We start from the raw sequence: 21670 nt of genomic DNA, 5'->3' as shown, positions 1-21670 counted from the left end.
AAGTTCATGACGGGACGGCTGTACAAGGACAGCAGGAGCGCTTTGGCCCTCGCCCACGCTGCTGGCGAGGAGCTGGCGACCGTACTGCTGGCCGCTGTTGACGGCCGCGGCGACGAGGTGGCCGACGCGGTCGCCGGCGCAGGGGGATCAGTGCTCCGCCGGCATGACCCGATCGGCTATCTGCAGGCCGCCATGCCGCTGGACGCCATCGAGGCGGTTGTCGGTCACCCGGCGGTGCACACCGTCTCGGTGACGTACTCCGGGAGCACCACCGTGCCGAAACCGCCGATGCCGGACGTCGAGGCGCCGCCCCTGCCGCCCAGCGCAAGTCCCGCGATCGACGGTGCGGCACGACGCCTGTCGCGGCTGACCGATCCGATCGCGTCGCCCTACTCCCCGCTGCCTGATCTGGCAGCGCAGGACTGGCGTGAGAAACACCCCTCCTGGGACGGCCGGGGTGTCACGGTGGGGATCATCGACGGGTTCATCGACCAGCTGTTGCCGGAGTTCCAGACCGCGACAGCGATCGACGGGATGCCGGTCCGGAAAGTCCTGGACAACGTCAACCCGATGGATCCGGCGATCGACGGCGGCCCCGAATGGGTGACCCGTTGGCAGCGAGTGACCGCCGTGGACGGCGGCTTCACCCTCGATGGCCGGCGCTATACCACTGGCCGGAACGGAGAGTTCGAGCTCGGCTTCCTCGACGAGCGGACGATGTACTTCGGACGCAAGGACCTGCGCCGCGACGGCAATCCAGAGGGGTCGAGTCCGCTGTTCGCGGTGTTGTGGGACCGGCGCGCCGGACGGGTGTGGGTGGACACCGACCAGGACAACGACTTCACCGACGAGCGCGAGCTGGCCGATTATGCCGAGCACGGTGACATCGGGATCTTCGGGGACCCGGACTCGACCGCCCCGGTGCGCGAGTCGACGATGTTCAGCGTCAAGATCCGTACCGACCGGGGTGCGGTGGCGATCAACATCGGGGGCGGCTCGCACGGCACCGGAATCGCCGGGGCCACGTTCGGCAGCCGGGGCGAGCACGGCAGATACGACGGCATCGCCCCTGGCACGCGGATCATCTCGGTGAACCCCCACCCGGCCGACGCGAGCTCCACGCCGGCCACATACATCGAGGCCTTGATCGCCGCGATGAGCGACCCGCGAATCGACCTGGTGGTCCACGAGTGGTCCCTCTCCACCGCGGTCGGCTACCTGCCCAAGGACGGCACGTCGATCACCGCCGTAGTGGCGCAGCGACTGGTCCAGGTGTACGGCAAGCCGCTGTTCGTGCCGGCGTCCAACTGGGCGTGGCTCAACCAGGTCGGTGAGGAAGCCGCCGCGCACGAAGTGATCGCCGTCGGCGGCTACCAGTCACAGGACTGCTACCGGATCAATGACGGCCTGCTGGTACCGGATGAGGACAACCTGCACGAGGCCTCGTCGCACGGGCCGGCCGGCGACGGCGGAATGGCTCCGCTGCTCCTGGCGCCGAGCAACCTGCTGTCCAGCCAACTCGGCTACGAGACCCACCGGACGGGCCCGCATCGACTGCCGAGCGGGTACGGGATCGCCGGCGGCACCTCGACCGCGGCCCCGTCGGCGGCGGCTGCCACTGCGCTGCTGATCAGTGCGGCCAGACAGGAGGGAATCCGGTACGACGCGGACCGTCTACGGCGGGCACTGTGCGGATCGGCCCGCTATCTGGCCGACGTGCCGGCACACGCCCAGGGACACGGGCTGATCCAGGTGGAGGCCGCCTGGCGGCTGTTGGCGGAGCTGGCGGACGCGGAACCTGCGCGGGCAGCCGCATTGCGCCTGGACATCGACGCTCCGGTGCGCACCGCGGTGAGTTCCCACCTGCAGAGGCCGCATCGCGGTCGTGGGCTGTTCGAGCGGGAGGGCTGGAGGGTCGGTGACCGGCGCACCTCGATGATCGCGGTGACCCGGACCTCCGGAGGACCGCCGCCGCTGCCCGTGGAGCTGTCCTGGCTGGGAAACGACGGCACCTTCAGCTGCGCCGAAACGGCGATCCTGCCCCGGGACGAGCGGGTCGAGATCGCCATCGAGGTCGCGCCGTCGACACCCGGGGTGCACAGCGCGGTGCTGGTGTTCAGGGACCCCAGCAACCCGCTGGCCGAACAGCGGGTGCCGGCCACCGTGGTGGCCGCCGACGTGGACGACCTCGCCGCGACTTTCTCCTTCGACACGGAGGTCGAGTACCGGGTCGGCCGGCCGGGCTCACGGTTCATCCACGTCCCACCCGGGGCGGCGGCGATCCGGTTCGAGGGCCCCGACCTGGTGGCGACGCCGCCGCACGGCGGACACCTCCTGCCCGGCGAACACCCGGAAGACCAGGCCGAGTACGGCCGGTGCGAGAAGACCTGGAGCTACCCGGTACCGGGAGTCTGGGAGGCGTGCCTCCGCGGCCAGAGCACACTCGGGAAGAACGAGCGGTATCGGCTCATCGAGGGGAAGATCCGCACAGGCCGGCTCCGCGCCGACCTGTACGGCGTGGAACTGTCCCCAGCGGCACCGGTGACCGAGCCGGTGCGACCAGAGGCCGGGCAACACCAGGACATCGTCTGGAGCCTGATCAACCGCTTCGCCGCCTTCACCGGTGGCGTCCGCAGCCGGCCGCTGGGGACGGCCCACGCCGACCGCTACCAGGTCGCCGGCCGACACCCACGGCTGCACCGGATCGACGTCGCCCCGGGCTCGGACCTGCTGCTGGCCGACGTCCGCGCCGACACGGACGAACTCGACCTCGATGTGTACCTCTTCGACTGCACCGCCGACAGGCCGCGGCTGGTCAAGAAGCAGACCGGCCATCGGACCGGCGGGACGCTGTTCGCGCGGGATCCGGCCCCCGGACGCTGGGTTGTGGTGGTGGACGCCTTCGAGGCGCCGGACGGGCCGGCGTCCTACGACTACCTGGACCTGGTCACCAACCCGGTGCACGGGTCGCTCAGCGTCGCCGAAACCGCGGCCGAACGCCCCGCCGGCGCCCAGTGGTCGACGACCACACACCTGTGGTTCGGCGCAATGCCGGACCACAGGGCACCGGCCGCTCTGATCACGGTGGACAGCGACGAAACCCGATCCCAACCCGTGCGGACGGACCCGTACGAGTGGCTCGGTTCCGCGGTGGGAGCGAAGACCACGGTCCAGCACATGCCGCTCGGCTGGGCCGCATTGCTCTTCACGACGGCAGGTCCCCGGTGGATCACCGGCGACCCCAACAGGAGGTGTTCTTGATGCGTATACGCAGACGGCGGACAGCGCTCGCGCTCGCGATGATGGCGGTCCTGTGCGGCTGTCAGGCGACAACCCACCAGGGAGCTTCGACCGAATCGGCAAAGTACCCGCCGCTGTCCGGATCACCCGGCATCACTGACAGTAAGATCACCGTCGCGGTGATCGGGGTCACGAACCGACAGTCCACCCTGTGGACTTCCTACAGCCCGGTCTACGCGGCGCTGCAGAAGGACCTCGAGCAGTACAACGCCGACGGGGGAGTTGCCGGCCGGAAGCTGGCGACGGTCCCGATGTATGACGGCGCCAAGGGCAACGAGAAGTCAATCTTCGAGGCCACCCGGTCGATCTGTGATCTGGCCGTCCGTCAACGGCACAGCTTTGTGACGCAGGGTCAGGCGTCGTTCAGCTCGACCAAGGAGCTGGAGCAGGCTGGGTGTGTCGGCAGCACCCGCACGGTGAACGTGTTGCGTACCGCTCTGATCAAAAAGGACGAGCTGGCGGAGTCCCCCGATCTCGTCGCACCGTACGCGCTCGACGATGTGACCGCCTCCCGGACCCTGGTCCGACGGCTTGCCGCGCAGGGCTTCTTCAAGGGCGCGACCAGGGTCGGGGTGGTCAACCCCGGGGGCGACTACGCCGCGACAATCAACAACGTCCTGGTCAAGGAGCTGGCCAGGCTGGGCATCAAGAACCCGTTCGTGCTGATCGGCAAGGGCGATGAGGGGACTCAGGCCGAAGCTAGTTCGGATGTGCTGAAGTTGAAGGCGGCCAAGGTGGACCGCGTCGTCTTCCTCAACGACAGCCAGGGCGGCAGTCTGCTCCGGCTGGCGCAGGCGATGGTCGGCCAAAAGTACACACCACCGTTCGGGACGTTGAACAATGTCTATCCCGAGTACCTGATCAACTTGAAGTACCCAGCCCACCAGGTCCACGTGGTGTCCACCCTCGGCAACTACGCCCCCACTGGGAGCGGTGACCCACTCCCGGGCCTGCCCAAGACACCGGCGTCGAAACGTTGCACAGAAGCCGCTGCGGGGACCGGGCAAAAGATTGACCCGACGACAACCTACTCCCTGCTCACCGGCTGCGACACGCTGGGACTGACCGTCGAGGCGCTCAAGGCCAGCGGTGCCAAGCAGCCGTCAACGGCAGCCTTCTTCGACGGCCTGTCGAAGCTCACCAAGTTCGATTCGGCGTTCGGGATCCCACTGGACTTCAGCCATGGCCGGGCCGGCGCCTCCCAGGTGTGGGACCTCAAGGGCGACGACGCCTGTGGCTGTCTGAAGGTCGCGAGTGGCCCGCATCCGGTGTCTCGTGGCTGAGCGTCACGGGTGTGAGGTGTGGAGGGAGGACGACAGGTGAGCGCGGACGAGAAGGTCCGACGGACGAGGGACCTGACGGAACCGGATCGCCACAGATGGCTTGAAGACATCACCGCTGAGAGGTCGCTGTCCTGGGTACGGGAGCGCAACGCCGACACGGCAAACGACCTGGAGGCGGGGGAGCGGTTCGACCGGCTGTACGACGAACTGCTCCAGGTACTCGACTCCGATGAGCGGATTCCAGTGGTGCAGCGACGTGGTGAGCTGCTGTACAACTTCTGGCAGGACACCGACCACCCGCGCGGAATCTGGCGGCGCGCCACCCTGGAGCAGTACCGCAAGCCCGAGCCGAGTTGGGAGGTCCTGCTCGATGTCGACCAGCTGGCTGTGGACGAGGACGAGAACTGGGTCTGGTCCGGCACCGAAGTGCTGCGGCCGAGCCTGGAGCGGGCGTTGGTCATGCTGTCGCGCGGCGGCGCGGACGCGGTCGTCGTGCGGGAGTTCGACCTGCGGGAGCGGTGGTTCGTCCAGGGTGGCTTCGAGCTACCGGAAGCCAAGACCTGGGTGTCCTGGATCGACATCGACGAGATCTTCGTCGGCACCGACCTCGGTCCGGGGTCGCTGACCTCGTCGGGCTATCCGCGAAGCGTCAGACGGTGGCGTCGCGGAACACCTTTGGCGAGCTCGACGGAGGTGTTCGAAGGGAAACCGGACGACATGGTGGTCACCGCCCGGCACGACCCCTCGAACGGGTTCATACGCAGCGGGGTGACCAGAAAGAGCGGGTTCGTCGACACCACTGAGGACTTCCTGCTGGTCGGCGACAACCTGATCAGGATTGACGTCCCAGACGACGCCGAAGTCGACCTGCATCGCGAGTGGCTGCTGATCCGGACCCGTTCTCCCTGGAGGCTCGGCGACGCGGAGTACCCGGCGGGCGCGCTGCTCGCCGCGAAGCTCGAATCCTTCCTGGCCGGCGGCCGCGACCTCAGCGTGCTCTTCGAGCCGGGCAGGAACGGCTCGCTGCGGTCACACGCCTGGACCCGGCGGCATCTGATCCTCGACACCTTGGTCGACGTCCGCCCGCAGTTGACGGTCCTCACCGCGACCGACAAGGGATGGCAACGCCGGCCGGTCCCCGTGCCGCAGCACGGAGAAGCCCGGGTGATGGCCACCGATCCGGACGGCAGCGATGAGTACTTCTTGATGACCTCCGGCTTCACGGAACCGCCGACCTACTGGCGAGGCGACCTGGCGCACCCGGAGCCCGGGGCGGAGCCGCTCAAGCGACAACCGGCCTTCTTCGACGCCACCGGCCTGGTGGCCGAGCAGTTCTTCGCCACCTCCGACGACGGGACCCGGGTACCGTACTTCGTGGTCCGCCGCCCGGGCACCCGGCGGGGACCGACGCTGCTCACCGGGTACGGGGGGTTCGAGGTCTCACTGTCCGCCGGCTACAGCGGACTGATCGGCCGCGGCTGGCTGGCTCGGGGCGGCACGTTCGTCCAGGCCGGTATTCGAGGCGGTGGCGAGTACGGCCCTCGGTGGCACCAGTCGGCGCTGAAGGCCAACCGTCATCGCGCCTTCGAAGACCTTGCGGCAGTTGCCGACGACCTGGTGCGGCGAGGGATCACCGAGCCCGCTCGGCTCGGGATACGCGGCGCAAGCAACGGTGGGCTACTGGCCGGGGTGATGCTCACCCGCTGTCCGGAGAAGTTCGGCGCGGTCGTCTGCCAGATGCCGCTGCTCGACATGCTGCGGTACCACCTGTTGCTCGCCGGGCCTTCGTGGACGGCTGAGTACGGCGATCCGGACGTACCCGAGGAACGGGAGTACCTGCGGCGCTATTCGCCGTACCACAACCTCAAGGCAGACCGACAGTACCCACCGGTTCTGATCACAACGTCGACCCGCGACGACCGAGTGCACCCCGGCCACGCCCGCAAGATGGCCGCAGCGATGCGCGACCTCGGCCTGGACGTCAGCTACTACGAGAACATAGAGGGCGGCCATGGCGGCGCCGCAGACAACCGCCAACTGGCCCACACCTGGTCGCTGATCTTCGAGTTCCTCTGGCGGCGGCTGGGCGAAGGTCAGTGAGCCGTAGATGTCCGCCGCCTCAAACGATGTCTCGTGAGCAGGCGCTGGACACCCGCGCCGAGATGACCAGGCGAGCTGGGACTACCCGGCGGGGCGACGTGGCGCGGACGGGCCACACAGAGGGGGCCGGCCGAGGAGGCGCGCGTCCATTACTGCTGCCGCGGCGAAGACCGGGCCTGCCGAGGACGCGCAGCCGCTGGTCACCGGTGTAGGGCGTGTTTCGAAAGTCCCGTCTGGCCCGCGGCGCCTGGCACGGCACTCCCCCAGCCTTCGGCCGGGAGGTGCCCCCACGCCGCGTTGTCGGGATCGTCCGCGTACGCCCAGTACGCGGACGGCCCTCCGCCTTGCGATGCACCGCACCAGACGCCGCGGGCCCCGCCCTTCGGGCGGACGACGCTACTTTCGAAACACGCCCTAGCACTCACCCCACTTCACGGACGAACCCGCCGGGACCTCGTCGGCGGTCCTCGCGGACTTCGCGCCCGCGCTCGGCGAGCGGTTCGCGCGGGCCCGGGCGGGCGCGAGCTGCGAGCTCTTGGCGCTGGCCGCTCCCGATGCCCGCCTGGTCGCCTGGGTGTCTCACTCCTCCCTCGTCCACGACCCGAGAACCATCAGGGTTCTGGTCCCGATGATCTTGCCCGAGCCGCGCAGGCGGTCAATGACCTCCTGAAGGTGGTTGATGTCGCGTACCCGCATGTGCACCAAGGCGTCGAGGTCTCCCGCGATGGTGAACACCGCCTGTACCTCAGGTGTACGGGTCGTACTGCTGAGGATGTCCCTGACGCTGGTGGTACCGGCGTAGCGAAGCTCAGTGAAGGCTTCGATGCCCCAGCCCAGCTTGGCGTGATCGACCTTGACGGTGAAACCCGTGATGACCCCGGCCTGGCGCATGCGGTCCACCCGCCGTTTGACCGCGGCCAAGGAAAGCCCGACCTCTGGGGCCATCTCGGAGAATGAGCGGCGGCCGTCCGCCTGTAGCAGGCCGAGCAGCTTGTGATCGATCTCATCCAACTCGTACGACATCGTCGGATGCCTCTCCCGCCCGGCAGATGGACGCAATTGAATCGAGCAATTCGCGCTCAGTCTATGGATTCCTTGCGTCTGTGCGGCCAAGTCACGTCAAGTACTTGCGTCCGTGAACATCTGACCTCGCTGGCCGTCCGCGCGGCCGTCGCCGCCGGAGTGACCATGACGTACAAGCTTCTCTACAACGAGGCCGTCGCCATGACCGGAGGGCAGAGCGTCGAGGGCCGTCTCGATGTCGCCGCGATCACCCGGTTGCTGGCGCTGGAAGGCGTGCGGCGCACCGTGGTGACCACGCCCGAGCCGGGGGCCTACCGCGGTGTGCGTCTCGACCCGCGTGCCTCGGTGCGCCACCGGGACGACCTGGCAGAAGTCGAGCGCGAGCTGGCTGTGGTCGAGGGCGTCACCGTGCTGATCCACGACGACCGGTGCGCGGCCGAGGAACGCCGGCTGCGCAAGCGCGGCACGCTGCCGGCACCCACCGCGAAGGTCGTCGTCAACGAGCGCGTGTGTGAAGGCTGCGGAGACTGCGCCGAGCAGTCCACATGCCTGTCGGTGCAGCCCGTCGACACCGAGTTCGGCCGCAAGACACGCATCCACCAGCCGTCCTGCAACTCCGACCTGAGCTGTCTCAAGGGCGACTGCCCCTCATTCCTCCTGGCGGAGCCGGCGCCCACGTGCGGGGGCGGGCAGCGTTCTACGGCGTCCCCTGCGGCCGGGCATCGCGCAAGCCGCCCGGCGCGGCCCAGTTCGCAGGCACGCCAACGCGTCTGCGGCCAAGGTGGGTTGACGTCTTCCCACGTCGGACCAAGGTGGCGAACGGGGTGATGCCACACAGCCGTTCCCGGACACGATCAGGGGAACGGACCGACCGCCGGGACCGGGGGCCTTGCACCGAGCCGGGGCGTCGCGCGGCCTCAGCCCTGTGCGGCGGGGACCGGGCGGCCGGAGAGATAGGCGTCGGCGCGTGCGGCCGCGTCGGCGCCGGAGGTGATGGCGCCGTCCATCCAGCCGATCCAGCGGCGGGAGAGATCGCCGCCGGCGAAGAGGACGGGTGGCTTCTGGTCGGCCAGCTTCTGGAGTTCGGCGAGTTGGCCGGGGCGTGCGGTGCACCAGGTGCCGCGGGCGTGGGGGTCGGCCGACCAGTCGTGGGCGAGGTGTTCGTGCAGGACTGCATCCGGGTAGCGCACGACCAGGTCCGCGGCCAGGTCGGCGTCCGATGGCGTGGTTCCGTTGAGCTGGAACGCCGCCAACGCGGTGCCATGGGTTCCCGCCACCGCGTAGGTCTCCACCACGCCGGGCCAGCCGCCGGACGTTGCGTCCGCGTCGACACCCTCGACGCGCACCCATGTCTTGGCCGCTCGTCCCGCGTGCGGCCTCACCCATTGCATCGCCGGGGTGAAAGCGATGCCGTTCAGGCAGTTGACCGGGACTGCCACGATCACTGTCGGGGCGGTCAGCCGGTCTCCGGCCGCGGTGGTCACCACGCATCGCTGCGGCCCGGAATCCACCGAGATCACTGCGGTCTCCAACCGCACCGCGTCGGTGAGTTCGGCCGCGACCGAGCGGGCCAGGGCGTCCGTTCCGGGTGCCACCCGGCGCGACTCGGAGTCGAAGGCGCCGGCAGTGGACCCGAAGCCGGTGAACTCGTGCAGCAGATGCAGCGCGCTGTATTCGCTCTCGTGAGCGCCCATCAACTCGAAGGCCCGCGCCAGCACGCGGGCGCCGACCCGCGGGCCGCATCCCAGTCCCTGGAGGTAGTCCGCGAACCGTATGTCGAGGTGCTCCAGGTCCGTGTGCCAGTCGGGTCGCTCGAAGTCGATCGCGGCTGCGTCCGCGTCCATTGCGGCCAGCACCGCGCGGAACTGTTCCCGCTCCTCGCAGGACAACGGGTCCTCACCGAAAGTGAGTTCGCCGAGCAGCCGCCAGCGGTGCTCACCCCTGTCCGGGACGAAGCTCCCGTGCCCGTAACGGTCGAGCTCACGGGCCACGGCCGTGTGCACATGCGGCGAGAACCACTCGGCTCCCAGATCCACATGCGCTCCTACCTGAGGGAAGGGAGCCGTCCATGTGCGACCGCCGACCCGGTCCCGCGCCTCCAGCACCGTCACCTCGCGCCCAAAGGCTTCCAACTCTCTTGCCGCGACCAGTCCTGCGAGACCGGCCCCGATCACGATGGCGTCCATTTACCCCTCCGTATTGAGAACTGGTATGAAGCTACCAGTGATGGATACCAGCGGCTAGGGTGTCAACATGGCAGCATCGCAGCGCGCACACACCCCCCGCCGGGCGTCCCGCGGGAAGGAGGAGATCCTGGCCAAGGCCGGTGACGTGGTCGCCGAGCGCGGCTTTGAGCGCACCCGCTTCTCCGATGTGGCCACGCGCACGGGCGCGTCGATCAGCACACTGCAGTACCTGTTCGGCAGCCGGGAGGATCTCGTCGTCCAAGCCCTGCGATGCCGCACCGCGCAGTACCTGAACGAGGCCAGACGCCGCAGCGCGGAGGCCGAAGACCCGCTGGAGCGGTTGCGGATCGTCGCCCACCATCTCGTCGCCCAGGAGACGAACGCGGACGCCGCGCAGGCCGAGTGGATGCTGTGGGTGGAGTACTGGCGCACCGCGCTGCGGGACGGGGAGCTGGCCCAGGAGACGGCCGACGCCTACGAGCAGTGGCTGGAACTGGTCCGCGACGCGATCCGGTTCGCGGTGGAAGCGGGCGCGGTGCGTGAGCCGGCCGACATCGACCAGGTCGCCCAGGGGGCCTGTGCCATCGCGGACGGCCTCGGCGTGCAGATCGCACTGGGCCGTCCCGGTGCCGACTGGCCGCGCGCGGCCGCGATCACCCGCGCCTGGCTCGCGGCCGCTCTCGACTGCGCTGCCCTGGCCGACTAGACCAACCTCGGTGTTTCGCCCGGGCGGCGTCCGGATCTTGGGCAGGAACACGAAAGCGCCATCTGAACTGGGCCGATAGGGCTGGCCGAAGGCTTCTGCCGTTCCAGCAGCAAGGCACTTTCCACGTGCACCTGCCGCCTCATGCCCCAAGCTCGTCGTCTCGGCCGACGGCCATGGAGTGTTCGGCCTGGACGAGGGCATGCGCCACCAGGTGCTCCTCACCGACACACACGTGGCAGTCAGCGGATCCGCACAGCACCTCGAAGCCCGCCACCGCGCGCATGCCCGCGTCGAAGACCGCATCCGCAGCGGCAAGACGACCGGCTGCGGCCGCTTTCCCGCCCGGCCACTTCCACATCCATGCCGTCGGGCTCGAACTCGCCCTTGCCGCCAGCGACTTGCTCGCCTGGACTCGCTCACCCTGCCGGTGGAAGGCGAACGGGCCGCCGCAGAGCCGAAGAGCTTCCGCTACCGGCTCCTGCACACCACCGCCCGCCTCACCCGCGGCGGACGGCACCTACACCTGCGGATCGCCACCACCTGACCCTGGTGGCACAAGCTGACCGAGGGGCGGCCGTTGTCACGGGCGGGCAGCAGCCACTCGTGACAACAGCCCGCCCGCTATACTCCCACCGCTCGACGTTTCCCCAGGTCAGGCATCGAAGTACCGCTGGAGTACCAGCTAGTGACCGCCCGTTGTCGGCGCCGCGTAGCGGCCGTGCGGGCGGGTGTGTCCGTCCGCGGCGCGGCTCGCGGCGGGACCTCGGCTGCGCACCAGGGTGATCAGGACGGCCGCGAGGAGCGCGGGCAGCGCGAACGAGAGGAAGTCGGCGTGGAGTCCCCAGCCGGTGGACAGGATCGCGCCACCGTAGACGGGTCCGACGATTCCGCCGACCCGGCCGATACCCAGGGCCCAGCCGAGTCCGGTCGCGGACAGCTGTTTCGGGTAGAAACCACCGATATAGGCCGTGAGCAGGGTCTGGGTGCCGATGGTGCATGCTCCCGCGATCGTGACCAGGCCGAGGAGCGCGGGGGTGGGAAGGCGGATCATCAGGAGCGCGATCGCGGCGGCGGCCGTGGTGAACATGCCGGTGATGACAGTGCGGGAGCCGATGCGGTCGGCAAGCACGCCGAGCAGGGGGGTGCAGAGGATCGGACCCGCGTTGAGCGCGAGGAGGAAGGCGAGCGAGGAACCGAGCGGGTAGCCCGCCTCGCGCATGATCTGAGCGAGCCAGGTGTTCAACCCGTAGACCAGCAGCAGCCCGAGGGCGGTGACCAACCAGAACAGGACCGTGCTCATCGCGTAGCCGCGCTCGAACAGGGCCCGTACGCCTGCGCGCTCCCGCTCGTCCTGGACCGGCTCCGGCAGTGGCATCCCGTACCGGGCGGCCAGCGCCTCGGCCTCGGCGCGGCGTCCCCGTCCGAGGAGGAAGGTGACCGACTCCGGCAGCGCGGCCCAGAGGACGACCAGCAGGACCGCGCCGAGCAGGGCACCGATCCAGAACATGGCCCGCCATCCGGCCGTCTGCAGGAACCAGATCGCGTTCAGCGACGCCAGGACCCCGCCGATGGAGTAGCCGGAGAACATCACCGCGTTGGCCGTGCTGCGCCGTTCGGGACGGGCGTACTCAAGGGTCAGCGCGATCGCGGTGGGCATGACGCCGCCGAGACCGACCCCGGCGACCAACCGTGTGAGGGCGAAGAGTTCCACCGACGGTGCCAGCGCGGACAGCGCGGTCGCCACGGAGAACCACGCGATGCAACCGAGCATCAGACGGCGTCGGCCGACCCGCTCGGTGAACACCCCGGCGAGCAGGGCGCCGATCATCATGCCGACCAGCGCTGCCGAACCGATCTGTCCGGCTTGGCCCGTGGTCAGCGCCCACGATCCGCTGAGCAGCGCCGGCACCGTGGTGCCGTACACGATCAGGTCGTAACCGTCGACGATGATGGCGAACCAACAGCAGGCGATCACCCAGCCGCGGGAGCGGATCCGCGCGGACGGGTCCGCGGGCACAGGAGTCGTCGTCTGTGGCGTTGACGTGCCGGGAGTTTCATCCATGAACCGCTCCTCGGGGGACGCGCGGGAAGGTGTGTGTTTTCAGGCCGGGGCAAAGGCCGGACGGCGGCAGCACGGGCGGTTGCGGCCCGCTGCCCCCGGCCGAGGGCGCCGTCTCGTGGGCGCTCGACCCTGCGAGGTCGGCGACGGCGTCGGCGACGGCCGCTGGGGCCGGAAGGTGCCCCGGGGCGGTGGTGTCGGTGCTCCGGGGCGCGGGGAACAGGGTGGGTCTCAGGGTGTCCGGCGGTTCCGGATGCGGGTTGTCCGGGCCGGGGCCTGGTGCGAGTGGCACATTGTCATCGCGGGGCGGAGTCCACGCGGGCGGATGGTGTCGGCCGTACGTGTGGCACTCTTTGTCCGGAGTCATCCGGACACCGAATATCAGCCAAGTATTCTCTGTTCGTGACGACAGTCAATAGCTACGTAATATGTGGAGTGTGAAGGGCTCGGCGGCGGGCCGTGTGCTCGGGACGGGCGCGGTGTGAGATGTCACCGGATGCCTTCCGTTGCGGACCGTCGGCCCCTCGTTCCCGTACGGCCCCGCGGGCGGCGGAGCGAAGGCCGCCGGAGCGCCGGGATCCGGAGCGGGAGTGCCAGGGACCGCTGTGCGGGCGGGAGTTGGGAGCCCGTGCGCCGATCCGGCCCTTCTGCTCCCGGGGGGTGTCCGCGATGCCCGGTGCCGTCGTTCCGGCCGCCCGGGGCCGGAACGGGCAGGCCATGGGTGATGGGTGATGGGCGACGGCGACCGGCCCAGGCGCCGGCGTGGCCGATGCGGCCGACATGACCGACGTCGAGTGCGGCGCGCCCGCCGCGGAGGCCGTCGGCTCGCGGGAGGGCGGCGCCGGTTTCGAGCACCGGCCGCCGTCCGGACACGACGGCGGGCTCGGGCCGGCCGTCTCGGGCCCGTAGCCCCGAGGGGGCCTCGTCCGGTGCCGTCCCAAGGGTCCGACACTTTGCCGGTGCCTTCTTCGGCAAGCCCCTTGCGCGCCGCAGAATATTGCGCGAATGTGACGACCGAGAGAGATGGAAAACATCATGGATGCGTTCCCTCGCCGGGTGCGGCGGTCGGGCGGCAGGTCGGATGCGGCAGTGCCCACCGCCAAGGCATCCCCCTGACCCGGCGGACCGTGCCGCCCGCAGTCATGGGTCCCGCCCGCTCCGGCAGTGCGACCGTCGCACATCGCAGCACCACCGACAGAAGAGGATACGGACATGGCGGATCTGAACGCACTGGCGGCTGACCTCGCGAGCGGCGCGGTGGAGGTCATCGACCTGACCTCGCCGCTCGAATCCAGTACTCCGATCCTTGAGCTCCCGCCCGAGTTCGGTCAGACATGGCACTTCGAGCTGGAGGAGATCAGCAAGTACGACGATCGCGGGCCCGCGTGGTACTGGAACAACATCCGGACCGGCGAACACACCGGCACCCACTTCGACGCCCCCGTGCACTGGATCACCGGCCGGGACCTCGATGACGTCTCCCGGGTTCCGGTGCGGAACCTGATCGGGCCGGCCATGGTGATCGACAAGACCGCGGAGGCGGACAAGAACCCGGACTACCTCCTCGACGTCGAGGACATTCTGCAGTGGGAGCGGGAGAACGGCGCCCTCCAGGACGGAGGGTGGCTCGTCTACCGGACGGGCTGGTCCAGCAGAGGGGACGATCCGGTCGCCTTCGCCAACGCGGACGAGAGCGGTCCGCACACCCCGGGTCTCACCCCCGCGGCGGCCAGATACCTGGCCGAGAGCACGAACATCCTCGGCCTCGGGGTCGAGACGGTCGGCACCGACGCGGGCGCCGCGTTCGGTCTGGAACCGCCGTTCCCCTGCCACACCATGGTTCTCGGTGCCAACAAGTACGGACTCACACAACTGCGCAATGTGGACAGACTGCCCCGCACCGGCGCCCTCCTCATCGCCGCGCCGTTGCCGATCGTGAACGGCTCGGGAAGCCCCTGCCGCGTCCTGGCGCTCGTCGCCCGCTAGGGCGTGTTTCGAAGGTCCCGTGCCGGCGAGTTAGCTCTGGGGTGTCTTGTCGTAGCGGGTCGCGATGCCGCGCCACGCCTTCAGCTTGTTGATCAGGCGCTCGACAGCGTTGCGATCTTTGTAGAGCGCGGCGTCGTGGCTGACCGGGCGGCCTCCGACACTTCCCCTCTTCTTGCGGTTGGCGGCCTGGTCGGCCTTCTCCGGGATCACCGCCTTGATGTTCCGTCTGCGCAGGTAAGCGCTGTTGGCGCGGGAGGAGTACGCCTTGTCGCAGGCGACCGCGTCGGGCCGGGTGCGTGGGCGGCCAACCGGGCCTCGGACCTTGACCTTGTCCAGGACCGGGATGAACCGGGGGCTGTCGGCGGCCTGTCCCTCGGTCAGGACGAAGGAGAGCGGGCGGCAGCGCGGATCGGAAGTGAGGTGGACCTTGGCGGTCAGGCCGTCACGCGGCCGGCCCAACAGGGCCGCCTTGAGACGGGCCAGGTGTCGTCGCCGGAGGCGCCGCCGTTCCTCCCGGTCCGGGTCGGACGTGTCCTGTTCACCTTCGGCCTGCGGCTTTCGTTCCCTCCCACGGCCCCCTTTGACGCCTCGGCGTCCTTCTCCAGGGACGACAAGACCTCCTCCTCGACTCGTATGCCCGCGGCGTCGTGATGAGCCCGGGCGACCGTGGAATCCACGCTGACCAGGGACAAGTCCGTCTGACCCCGCTGGGCCGCCTCGGCGATCACCCCGTCCATCAGCGCCAGGAAGACGCCTGCGTCACGCCACCGGACGAAGCGGTCGTAGACGGTCTGCCAGACCCCGAACTCCGGCGGCATCTCCCGCCACTGGGCACCCGAGCGGAACTTCCAGATCACGCCCTCGAACTGCTCCCGCAGATGCTCCGGATACGGTCCGGACGTGCCTATCGGCAGGAACGGCTCGATCAACTCCCACTCATCGTCTGTGAGTTCCCTGCGAGCCGTCCCCGACCTCTGCTGGCTGTTCTGTGGCACTGAACTCTTGGGCGTGTGTCACCGAGGTCTCAGCGGTGGAACCTCGGCTTCGGGTCGCAAGCTCAGGTCAGGAGCAGGCCGACGCCGATCAGCAGGGCGGTACAGGCCAGGGCCGCGACGACCAGGACGGTGTGCTTACTTGCACCGCGGAGGCGGAGCGCGAGGGCCAGCGGGCCGATTGGAGAAGTCTTGTTGTCCATGTCTGTCTCCCCGATGATCTGGGTGATTTTGGCTTGGGCGAATTCGGCTGTTCAGGGGGTGTCTTGTCGCAAGGCATCCCGCAGTCGCAGTAGTTCGCGTCGGCGGCGCCGCGCCCGTACCAGGGTGAGCATCGCGGCGGCGGTGAAGACGACCCCGCCCGCGGTGGTGGCCATCAGGTCGGCGGTGCTGCCGCGGACTGCAGCCAGCGCCACCCCGGCCAGGGCGGTCACCGCGGTCGCCGCCAGTGCGATCCGGGCGGACAGCACCCGGTCCCGGGCGAACAGCGGCCGACGCCAGCTCAGCACCCAGCCGGCGAAGGCGGCCCAGGCCAGCCCGATGGCGATCAGTCCGGCGAAGACGGCCTGGGTACGCGTCGGCAGAGCATTCGGCTCGGTGGCCCACAGCACCGCGATCATGGCCGCGCCGCATCCCCCGGCCAGGCCCACTGCCACGTGGCGCAGCCGGGACCGCAGTGACACCTCCGTGGCCAGCGCGCCCTCCAGTTGCTCGGGCACGGCCCGCTGCGCTGCGCGGTTCTGCTCGCTCATGCCTCGTATCCTTCCTCGGCAAGGTGGTTGCGCAGCATGCGCCGGGCGCGGTGCAGCCTGCTCTTGACCGTGCCGGCCGGTACGCCGAGCACCTCCGCGCAGGAAGCCAGTGGCAGGTCCTCCAGGTGGAAGAGAATCAGCACCTCGCGATCCAAGGGCGGCAGAGCAGCAAGACCTGCCTCGATCTGCATCGTGGTGAGCACGCCGCTGAGCTCGTCGTCGGCGACGACAGTCGTGGCTTCCTCCATGGCCGTCTCCGGAGCCTTGTACGTCTGCCGCAGATGGTCGGTGACCGTGCGCCGGGCGATGGTGAACAGCCAGGGGGCGAACCGCTCTGGCTGCCGCAGCCGCGGCAGGCCCCGCACCACAGCGACCCACGCCTCCTGAGCAAGATCGTCCGCGAGGTGCGGAGAGCCGACCATGCCCCGGACATAGCGGCACAGCGGGGGGTGCCACATGGCCACCAGTTCGCGGAACGCCTCCCGCTCCCCAAGCTGGCAGCGCACCACCAGCAACCCATCGTTGCCCACCACACCTCCCTGCTCTGCACCGTCCGTCACACAGACAGTCGGCATTCCGGGCGGAAAGGTTCACGGAATCCTGAGCATCCGGTCGCAACGCCGGTCGTGAGAGGAATCTCACGCCTTGATCACGACTTCAGACAGGCCCTGGGGCGTGTTTCGAAAGTCCCGTCTGGCGCGCGACGCCTGGCACGGCACTCCCCCAGCCTTCGGCCGGGAGGTGCCCCCACGCCGCGTTGTCGGGATCGTCCGCGTAGACCCAGTACGCGGACGACCCTCCGCCTTGCGATGCACCGCACCAGACGCCGCGGGCCCCGCCCTCCGGGCGGACGACGCTACTTTCGAAACACGCCCTAGCCGGCCGGAGGTGCACATGCCAGTTGTCCGGGCCAATGCGTGCGACTTCCCCTACGAGACCGTCGGCTCCGGGGAAGCGATCGTCTTCCTGCACGGCGAGACGCACAGCACCCGTCTGTTCGACGACCAACTGCGGTACTTCGGCCGGTCCCACCGCCGCATCGCCTACGACCGGCGCGGGCACGCACGCAGCGAGGTGCCCCTGTACGGCTAATCGGTCTCGAACCAGACCGTCGACATGAAAGGGATCTCCGACGCGCTCGACATCGACCGGGCCACGATCGTCGCGGTCGCCATGAACACCCCCATCGCCGTGTCCTTCGCGCTGCAGAACCCGCAGCGCGTCGACGCCCTGGTGCTCTCCTCCTGGGACGAGCTGGACGGGTACCCCTGGCTGGAGGATCGACGGACCAGCCACCATGCCTCGTTCGTCGCGGGAAACGTCCTTGCCGCGCGGTAACGGTGGGGGAGGCCGTCGCCGGGGTGCCGTCCAGGGGCAGGGCGCCCGGGACGGGCGGAGCGGGGCGGTGCCGGCCGGTCTGGTGATCGACCCCGGCCGCCGGCGCACATGTCCGTCCTGGCCGCCGGCGCGCATGTCCGTCCCGGCCGCGGCGCGCATGTCCATCCGAGCCGCGCTCGATGTCCGTTGTCGGTGGGGTTTACCGGCTGCGAAGCCCGTGACCTGCCACGACTGGATCGGGTGACGCGGCCGGTCCTGCCGGGGCACGGCGGCGCAGGCGGGAGCCCTCACCCTCGGGGGGCGCCGAGCTGCGACGGCTGAGTTCGTCGACACAGCGCCCAGCCGATCGTCTTCCGTTGTCTTCGGTGATCAACGGCGACTGGGGTGTATGACAGCGGTCACTCGGCGACCGCCGGCGGCGAGGGACGTTCGCCGGGGATGCTCTCGCCGCGGCTACGCCGCGGTGGCGCGGACCAGTTGCCGGCACACGCAGCCGGATGCTCCGTCGGCGTCGTCGCCATGGCCCGTGGCCGCCGGGTCGGCCGCGAGCGTGGCCCAGACGAGCTTTCCGCCGCAGGGCCGGGCCATGGTGCCCCAGCAACTCGCCATGTACCGCGTGATCAGGAGGCCGCGCCCGCCTTCCCGCGAGGCGTCGGAGTCGGGGACACCTGCCTCGGGAGGGGGCAGCGTGGCGGCGTGGTCCGTGACGGCGATCAGGACCACATGATCCGGCGCGTCCCCGCACACGGCCAGATGCAGGGTGAGTGTGGGGGTGGAGCCGTGCAGCAGCGCATTCGTCACCAGTTCCGAGGTGATGACGGCGGCGTCCTCCACCAGGTGGTCCAGACTCCAGCGGCGCAGGTGCATCCCCACCGCGCGGCGCGCGGTGGAGACCCGCGCACGTTCGGCGGCCAGGGCCATCTCCAGGCAGTGCGGAGCACGGGTGAGCAACGGACCGTGGTAGCGCGTCGCGTGCGCGGATGCCGTCAGGCGCGGTGCGGATGCTTCGGGGGCGGACATGACTGGCTTTCCCTTCAAGCCCAGCGGACCCCCCAAAGGCGTTTTTCGCCGACTCTTGGAATGCGCGTCCGGGAGACGCTGCGACCTATAAGAAAACGGTCCGCCTGACAAGCGATTCTCGTCAAATAGTTCTTTTTTATCTGCGGTATAGAGGAAGCCGATGACACCGGCCCCGGCCGTGGGCCCGCGCTGCACGGGCAGGCCCCGGACGCCGGCCCGCGGGCGGACTCCACTCACGACGGCCGGCCGGGCCCCGTCTTCGCCGGGTCTTCGCCTGTCTTCGCCGGACTTTGCCATTGATTCGCCCTGGGTGCTGGCATAGCCTGCCTCAATGCAGCTGGGCCAGCTGGAGGGTTTGATCGCCGCCGTCGAGGAGCGCAGCATCTCGCGCGCCGCGGCTCGCCTGTTCCTGTCACAGCCCACGCTGACCTCCCGCATCCAGGCCCTGGAGAACGAGCTGGGTGTCCCGCTGCTGGCACGGCACAGCCGGGGCGTGCAGCTCACCGAGGCCGGCGAGGCGTTCCTCCCTCATGTCCGCCGCGCCCTGCGGGACCTCGACGAGGGCCGGGCAGCGGTACGGCGGATGTTCGAAGGCGCCATGGACACACTGACCATCGCCTCCGCGCCCACCCTGTCGACCTGCCTCCTGCCGACGCTGCTCAAGCGCTTCCGCGAGGAATGTCCAGGGATCCGGGTCGTGCTGCGCACCGGGCATGCCGAGGAAATCACCGACATGCTGCTGCACAACGAGGCGGACCTGGGCCTGGCCTGCGAGCTGCACCATCCCGACCTCACCTCCGCCGAACTCCTCCATGACGAACTCGTCCTCGTCGCCCCTCCGGGTCTCGCCCCGCCACCGCAGCAGACGGATCCGCTGCGCCTCGCCGACCTCGCGAGGATGCACACCGTCGTCGTCTTCGCCACCCCCAGCGGCGACAGCCCGCTCGAACAGCTTCGGCATCTGATCCTGCCCAGCGGCAACGTGCTGGAGCTCGACGCCATCGACACGGCACAGAAGATGGTGGAGAACGCCCTCGGCCTCGCACTGCTGCCCCGCCGGGCCGTGGCCGACGCGCTGGCCGACGGGCGGCTCGTCACCATCCAGGCCCAGGACCTCGCCGCCCAGGCGCGCCACATCATGCTGTTGCGCAAGCGGTCCGGCGGCATTCCGGCCGGCCCGGCCGGCCACTTCCTCGCCCTGGCCCGCCAGTACGTCATGGCCGACGGCCTTCCGGTGCGCGCGGACGGGGTTCCCGTCCGCTGAATCAGTTCGGTGCCAAGTAGAGCGGACGCCTTTCACGGCTATTGCCCGGGAGGAGACCCGGCCCGTCGACGGCGGCGCACCGGCACATAGCCAGAGCCGATAGCCGCTATCGAAAAGAACGTCTTCTTTTCCGGCCGATCTGCTCATAGCGTTTTCTCATGACGACAACAAGTGCGCAAAAAAGCCATGGGGTCGATTCGACTGCGGACGGGACCATGGGGCACCCCGGGTTCGATCTCCGCCTGTGGCTGGCAGAACTCCGCCGCCTTGGTGAGCTGGAAGAGGTTTCCGGAGCCGACCTGGAGTACGAGATCGGCGCCATCACCGACCTCAATGCCAAGAACCGCGGACGCGCGCTCCTGTTCGACCGGATCCCCGGCTACGAACACGGCGGCAGCGTGCTGTCCTGTTCCCTCAGCCGCCCCGCCCGTGTCGCCTCCGCGCTCGGACTGCCCGAGGGACTCGACGTTCACGAGCTGGTCGAGCGGCTGCGGGGGCTGCCCAGCCGCTGGCAGGCCGCGGCACCGGGGTTCCGGCCGCGGGTCGTGGAGACCGGACCGGTCCGCAACCAGGTCCTCAGCGGAAGCCAGATCGATCTCCGCGCCTACCCCGCCCCGCTGTGGCACGAGAACGACGGCGCCCGCTACCTGGGCACCGGCGGCACCGTGATCACCCGCGACCCCGAGACCCAGGACGTCAACTACGGCACCTACCGCGTCTCGGTCCGGGACGAGCGATCCCTCGGCGTGTTCATCGAGCCCATCAACCACGGTGGGATCCATCTGGGCAAGTACCACGAGCGGGGGGAACGTGCCCCCATCGCCGCCAGTTTCGGCCACGGTCCGCTGGTCCACCTCGCCTCGTCGATGCCCCTTCCCTACGGCGTCGACGAGCTCTCGGTCGCCGGGGCGATCGCCGGCACGCCCGTCGATGTGATCGAGGGCGAGGTCACCGGACTGCCCATCCCGGCGGCATCGGAACTGGCGATCGAGGGCTGGGTGGAGCCCGGCGACGAGGACTGGGAAGGCCCGTTCGGGGAGTTCACCGGCTACTTCGCGGGCGGCCGCGAGCGCCGGCCCGTCATCCGCGTCGAACGCGTCTACTCCCGGGGCAACCCGATCATCTACGGCTCCCTGCCCGGCAAGCCCCCCTTCGACCACTCCTTCTGGCGCGCGGCCCTCGAATCCTCGCTGCTGCTGGACGAGTTGCGCGCCCTGGTCCCGGACGTCAGCGCGGCCTGGAAGTACGAGACCGGGTCGGCGAACTTCTTCAACGTCGTGTCGATCAAGCAGCGTTACGCCGGGCACGCGCAGCAGGTGGGCGCCGCGGCCGCACTCATCGCAGGCGGTGTCTCCATGGGCCGCTACGTGGTCGTCGTCGACGACGACATCGACGTCACCAACATCGACGAGGTGATCTGGGCGATCTCCACGCGGACCGACCCCGCGCACAGCATCCAGATCATCCGCGACACACCCACCAACCCGCTGGACCCGATGCTGGCCGACCCCAGCGGCCCCTGGGTCTCCTCGCGCGCCATCATCAACGCCTGCCGCCCGTACCACCGCCTGAGCGACTTCGCTCCCGTCGTCGAGGTCAGCGACGACCTCGCCCGCCGGGTCCGCGACCGCTGGGGCGCCCGGCTCGGCTGGACCAAGTAA

Annotated in this window: 19 protein-coding genes and 2 pseudogenes; 11 read left to right on the top strand and 10 right to left on the bottom strand. The window is 69.5% G+C overall.

The genetic code is table 11. The features are described 5' to 3' along the window. The first annotated feature begins 6 nt into the window (after positions 1 to 6). Genes ABT245_RS31950 through ABT245_RS31940 form a run of 3 tightly spaced genes read left to right on the top strand, consistent with a single transcriptional unit; the run spans position 7 to position 6683 of the window. On the top strand, positions 7 to 3261 hold the full coding sequence (locus ABT245_RS31950; protein ID WP_351740301.1) for a S8 family serine peptidase: 3255 nt from the start codon (positions 7 to 9) through the stop codon (positions 3259 to 3261). Beyond that, positions 3261 to 4583, top strand: coding sequence for an ABC transporter substrate-binding protein (locus ABT245_RS31945; protein ID WP_351740341.1), 1323 nt, complete (start codon positions 3261 to 3263; stop codon positions 4581 to 4583). The genes ABT245_RS31950 and ABT245_RS31945 overlap by 1 nt, the downstream gene beginning before the upstream one ends. Before the next feature lie 36 nt (positions 4584 to 4619). Continuing rightward, on the top strand, positions 4620 to 6683 hold the full coding sequence (locus tag ABT245_RS31940) for a prolyl oligopeptidase family serine peptidase (protein WP_351740299.1): 2064 nt from the start codon (positions 4620 to 4622) through the stop codon (positions 6681 to 6683). 579 nt (positions 6684 to 7262) lie between these two features. Here ABT245_RS31940 and ABT245_RS31935 read toward each other — a convergent pair. Continuing rightward, complete coding sequence (locus ABT245_RS31935; protein WP_351740296.1) at positions 7263 to 7706, bottom strand: Lrp/AsnC family transcriptional regulator; 444 nt, start codon at positions 7704 to 7706, stop codon at positions 7263 to 7265. A 165-nt stretch (positions 7707 to 7871) separates the two neighbouring features. Here ABT245_RS31935 and ABT245_RS31930 point away from each other — a divergent pair, with 165 nt between their 5' ends. Then, positions 7872 to 8534 carry a hypothetical protein gene (locus ABT245_RS31930; RefSeq protein ID WP_351740293.1) on the top strand — a complete coding sequence of 221 codons (663 nt, stop codon included), beginning with the start codon at positions 7872 to 7874 and terminating at the stop codon, positions 8532 to 8534. An 89-nt stretch (positions 8535 to 8623) separates the two neighbouring features. Here the strand turns inward: ABT245_RS31930 and ABT245_RS31925 are convergent, their stop codons facing one another. Continuing rightward, complete coding sequence (locus ABT245_RS31925; RefSeq protein ID WP_351740291.1) at positions 8624 to 9892, bottom strand: flavin monoamine oxidase family protein; 1269 nt, start codon at positions 9890 to 9892, stop codon at positions 8624 to 8626. 67 nt (positions 9893 to 9959) lie between these two features. On the opposite strand from ABT245_RS31925, the gene ABT245_RS31920 reads away from it, so the two are divergent. Beyond that, on the top strand, positions 9960 to 10598 hold the full coding sequence (locus tag ABT245_RS31920; RefSeq protein WP_351740288.1) for a TetR/AcrR family transcriptional regulator: 639 nt from the start codon (positions 9960 to 9962) through the stop codon (positions 10596 to 10598). 139 nt (positions 10599 to 10737) lie between these two features. On the opposite strand, the gene ABT245_RS46255 is transcribed toward ABT245_RS31920, so the two are convergent. After that, entirely contained in the window at positions 10738 to 11115 is a 378-nt protein-coding gene (locus ABT245_RS46255; RefSeq protein WP_502982238.1) for a hypothetical protein, read from the bottom strand. A gap of 165 nt (positions 11116 to 11280) precedes the next feature. Next, the gene (locus ABT245_RS31910) at positions 11281 to 12660 is read right to left on the bottom strand and encodes an MFS transporter (protein ID WP_351740285.1); all 1380 of its coding nucleotides are present in this window, start codon (positions 12658 to 12660) and stop codon (positions 11281 to 11283) included. Positions 12661 to 13419: 759 nt separating this feature from the next. Here ABT245_RS31910 and ABT245_RS31905 point away from each other — a divergent pair. Together ABT245_RS31905 and ABT245_RS31900 are read left to right on the top strand one after the other, a co-directional pair. After that, positions 13420 to 13566 (top strand): hypothetical protein, encoded by a 147-nt coding sequence (locus tag ABT245_RS31905; protein ID WP_351740282.1) that lies wholly within the window; start codon positions 13420 to 13422, stop codon positions 13564 to 13566. Positions 13567 to 13869: 303 nt separating this feature from the next. Further along, entirely contained in the window at positions 13870 to 14643 is a 774-nt protein-coding gene (locus ABT245_RS31900; protein WP_351740280.1) for a cyclase family protein, read from the top strand. 33 nt (positions 14644 to 14676) lie between these two features. Here the strand turns inward: ABT245_RS31900 and ABT245_RS46250 are convergent. The 5 genes and pseudogenes from ABT245_RS46250 to ABT245_RS31880 form a co-directional block, all read right to left on the bottom strand. Further along, positions 14677 to 15156: pseudogene (locus tag ABT245_RS46250) on the bottom strand (IS5 family transposase); the annotation flags it as partial. 112 nt (positions 15157 to 15268) lie between these two features. Next, positions 15269 to 15638 (bottom strand): annotated as a pseudogene (locus tag ABT245_RS46245) (transposase); the annotation flags it as partial. Positions 15639 to 15700: 62 nt separating this feature from the next. Further along, positions 15701 to 15838 (bottom strand): hypothetical protein, encoded by a 138-nt coding sequence (locus tag ABT245_RS31890; RefSeq protein WP_351740278.1) that lies wholly within the window; start codon positions 15836 to 15838, stop codon positions 15701 to 15703. A 51-nt stretch (positions 15839 to 15889) separates the two neighbouring features. After that, a complete protein-coding gene (locus tag ABT245_RS31885) occupies positions 15890 to 16387 on the bottom strand; it encodes a transmembrane transport protein (protein ID WP_351740275.1) in 498 nt (165 codons plus the stop codon). Further along, on the bottom strand, positions 16384 to 16917 hold the full coding sequence (locus tag ABT245_RS31880; RefSeq protein ID WP_351740273.1) for an RNA polymerase sigma factor: 534 nt from the start codon (positions 16915 to 16917) through the stop codon (positions 16384 to 16386). Before ABT245_RS31880 ends, ABT245_RS31885 begins: the two co-directional genes overlap by 4 nt. A gap of 364 nt (positions 16918 to 17281) precedes the next feature. Here ABT245_RS31880 and ABT245_RS31875 point away from each other — a divergent pair, with 364 nt between their 5' ends. Both ABT245_RS31875 and ABT245_RS31870 read left to right on the top strand, forming a co-directional pair. Further along, complete coding sequence (locus ABT245_RS31875) at positions 17282 to 17479, top strand: alpha/beta fold hydrolase (protein ID WP_351740270.1); 198 nt, start codon at positions 17282 to 17284, stop codon at positions 17477 to 17479. A 24-nt stretch (positions 17480 to 17503) separates the two neighbouring features. Continuing rightward, positions 17504 to 17725: an alpha/beta hydrolase family protein gene (locus ABT245_RS31870; RefSeq protein WP_351740268.1), complete on the top strand. Its 222-nt coding sequence runs from the start codon at positions 17504 to 17506 to the stop codon at positions 17723 to 17725. Between the two features lie 453 nt (positions 17726 to 18178). On the opposite strand, the gene ABT245_RS31865 is transcribed toward ABT245_RS31870, so the two are convergent. Further along, entirely contained in the window at positions 18179 to 18745 is a 567-nt protein-coding gene (locus ABT245_RS31865) for an ATP-binding protein (RefSeq protein WP_351740265.1), read from the bottom strand. A gap of 331 nt (positions 18746 to 19076) precedes the next feature. Between ABT245_RS31865 and ABT245_RS31860 the strand changes: the two genes are divergently transcribed. Both ABT245_RS31860 and ABT245_RS31855 read left to right on the top strand, forming a co-directional pair. Further along, a complete protein-coding gene (locus tag ABT245_RS31860; protein WP_351740263.1) occupies positions 19077 to 20009 on the top strand; it encodes a LysR family transcriptional regulator in 933 nt (310 codons plus the stop codon). A 215-nt stretch (positions 20010 to 20224) separates the two neighbouring features. After that, the gene (locus tag ABT245_RS31855; RefSeq protein WP_351740260.1) at positions 20225 to 21670 is read left to right on the top strand and encodes a UbiD family decarboxylase; all 1446 of its coding nucleotides are present in this window, start codon (positions 20225 to 20227) and stop codon (positions 21668 to 21670) included.

It is taken from the genome of Streptomyces sp. NPDC001508, assembly GCF_040298665.1.
In the GTDB taxonomy this organism is placed as follows: domain Bacteria; phylum Actinomycetota; class Actinomycetes; order Streptomycetales; family Streptomycetaceae; genus Streptomyces.
Note: the sequence above shows the minus strand (reverse complement) of the source record. Positions and strands in the feature narration are given on the sequence as shown.

Coding starts and splice junctions, on each gene's coding strand:
- ABT245_RS31950 (WP_351740301.1), top strand. CDS start 7: ATGACGGGACGGCTGTACAAGGACAGCAGGAGCGCTTTGGCCCTCGCC.
- ABT245_RS31855 (WP_351740260.1), top strand. CDS start 20,225: ATGGGGCACCCCGGGTTCGATCTCCGCCTGTGGCTGGCAGAACTCCGC.
- ABT245_RS31935 (WP_351740296.1), bottom strand. CDS start 7,706: ATGTCGTACGAGTTGGATGAGATCGATCACAAGCTGCTCGGCCTGCTA.
- ABT245_RS31930 (WP_351740293.1), top strand. CDS start 7,872: ATGACGTACAAGCTTCTCTACAACGAGGCCGTCGCCATGACCGGAGGG.
- ABT245_RS31860 (WP_351740263.1), top strand. CDS start 19,077: ATGCAGCTGGGCCAGCTGGAGGGTTTGATCGCCGCCGTCGAGGAGCGC.
- ABT245_RS31925 (WP_351740291.1), bottom strand. CDS start 9,892: ATGGACGCCATCGTGATCGGGGCCGGTCTCGCAGGACTGGTCGCGGCA.
- ABT245_RS31870 (WP_351740268.1), top strand. CDS start 17,504: ATGAAAGGGATCTCCGACGCGCTCGACATCGACCGGGCCACGATCGTC.
- ABT245_RS31910 (WP_351740285.1), bottom strand. CDS start 12,660: ATGGATGAAACTCCCGGCACGTCAACGCCACAGACGACGACTCCTGTG.
- ABT245_RS31875 (WP_351740270.1), top strand. CDS start 17,282: ATGCCAGTTGTCCGGGCCAATGCGTGCGACTTCCCCTACGAGACCGTC.
- ABT245_RS31865 (WP_351740265.1), bottom strand. CDS start 18,745: ATGTCCGCCCCCGAAGCATCCGCACCGCGCCTGACGGCATCCGCGCAC.
- ABT245_RS31890 (WP_351740278.1), bottom strand. CDS start 15,838: ATGGACAACAAGACTTCTCCAATCGGCCCGCTGGCCCTCGCGCTCCGC.
- ABT245_RS31920 (WP_351740288.1), top strand. CDS start 9,960: ATGGCAGCATCGCAGCGCGCACACACCCCCCGCCGGGCGTCCCGCGGG.
- ABT245_RS31945 (WP_351740341.1), top strand. CDS start 3,261: ATGCGTATACGCAGACGGCGGACAGCGCTCGCGCTCGCGATGATGGCG.
- ABT245_RS31885 (WP_351740275.1), bottom strand. CDS start 16,387: ATGAGCGAGCAGAACCGCGCAGCGCAGCGGGCCGTGCCCGAGCAACTG.
- ABT245_RS31900 (WP_351740280.1), top strand. CDS start 13,870: ATGGCGGATCTGAACGCACTGGCGGCTGACCTCGCGAGCGGCGCGGTG.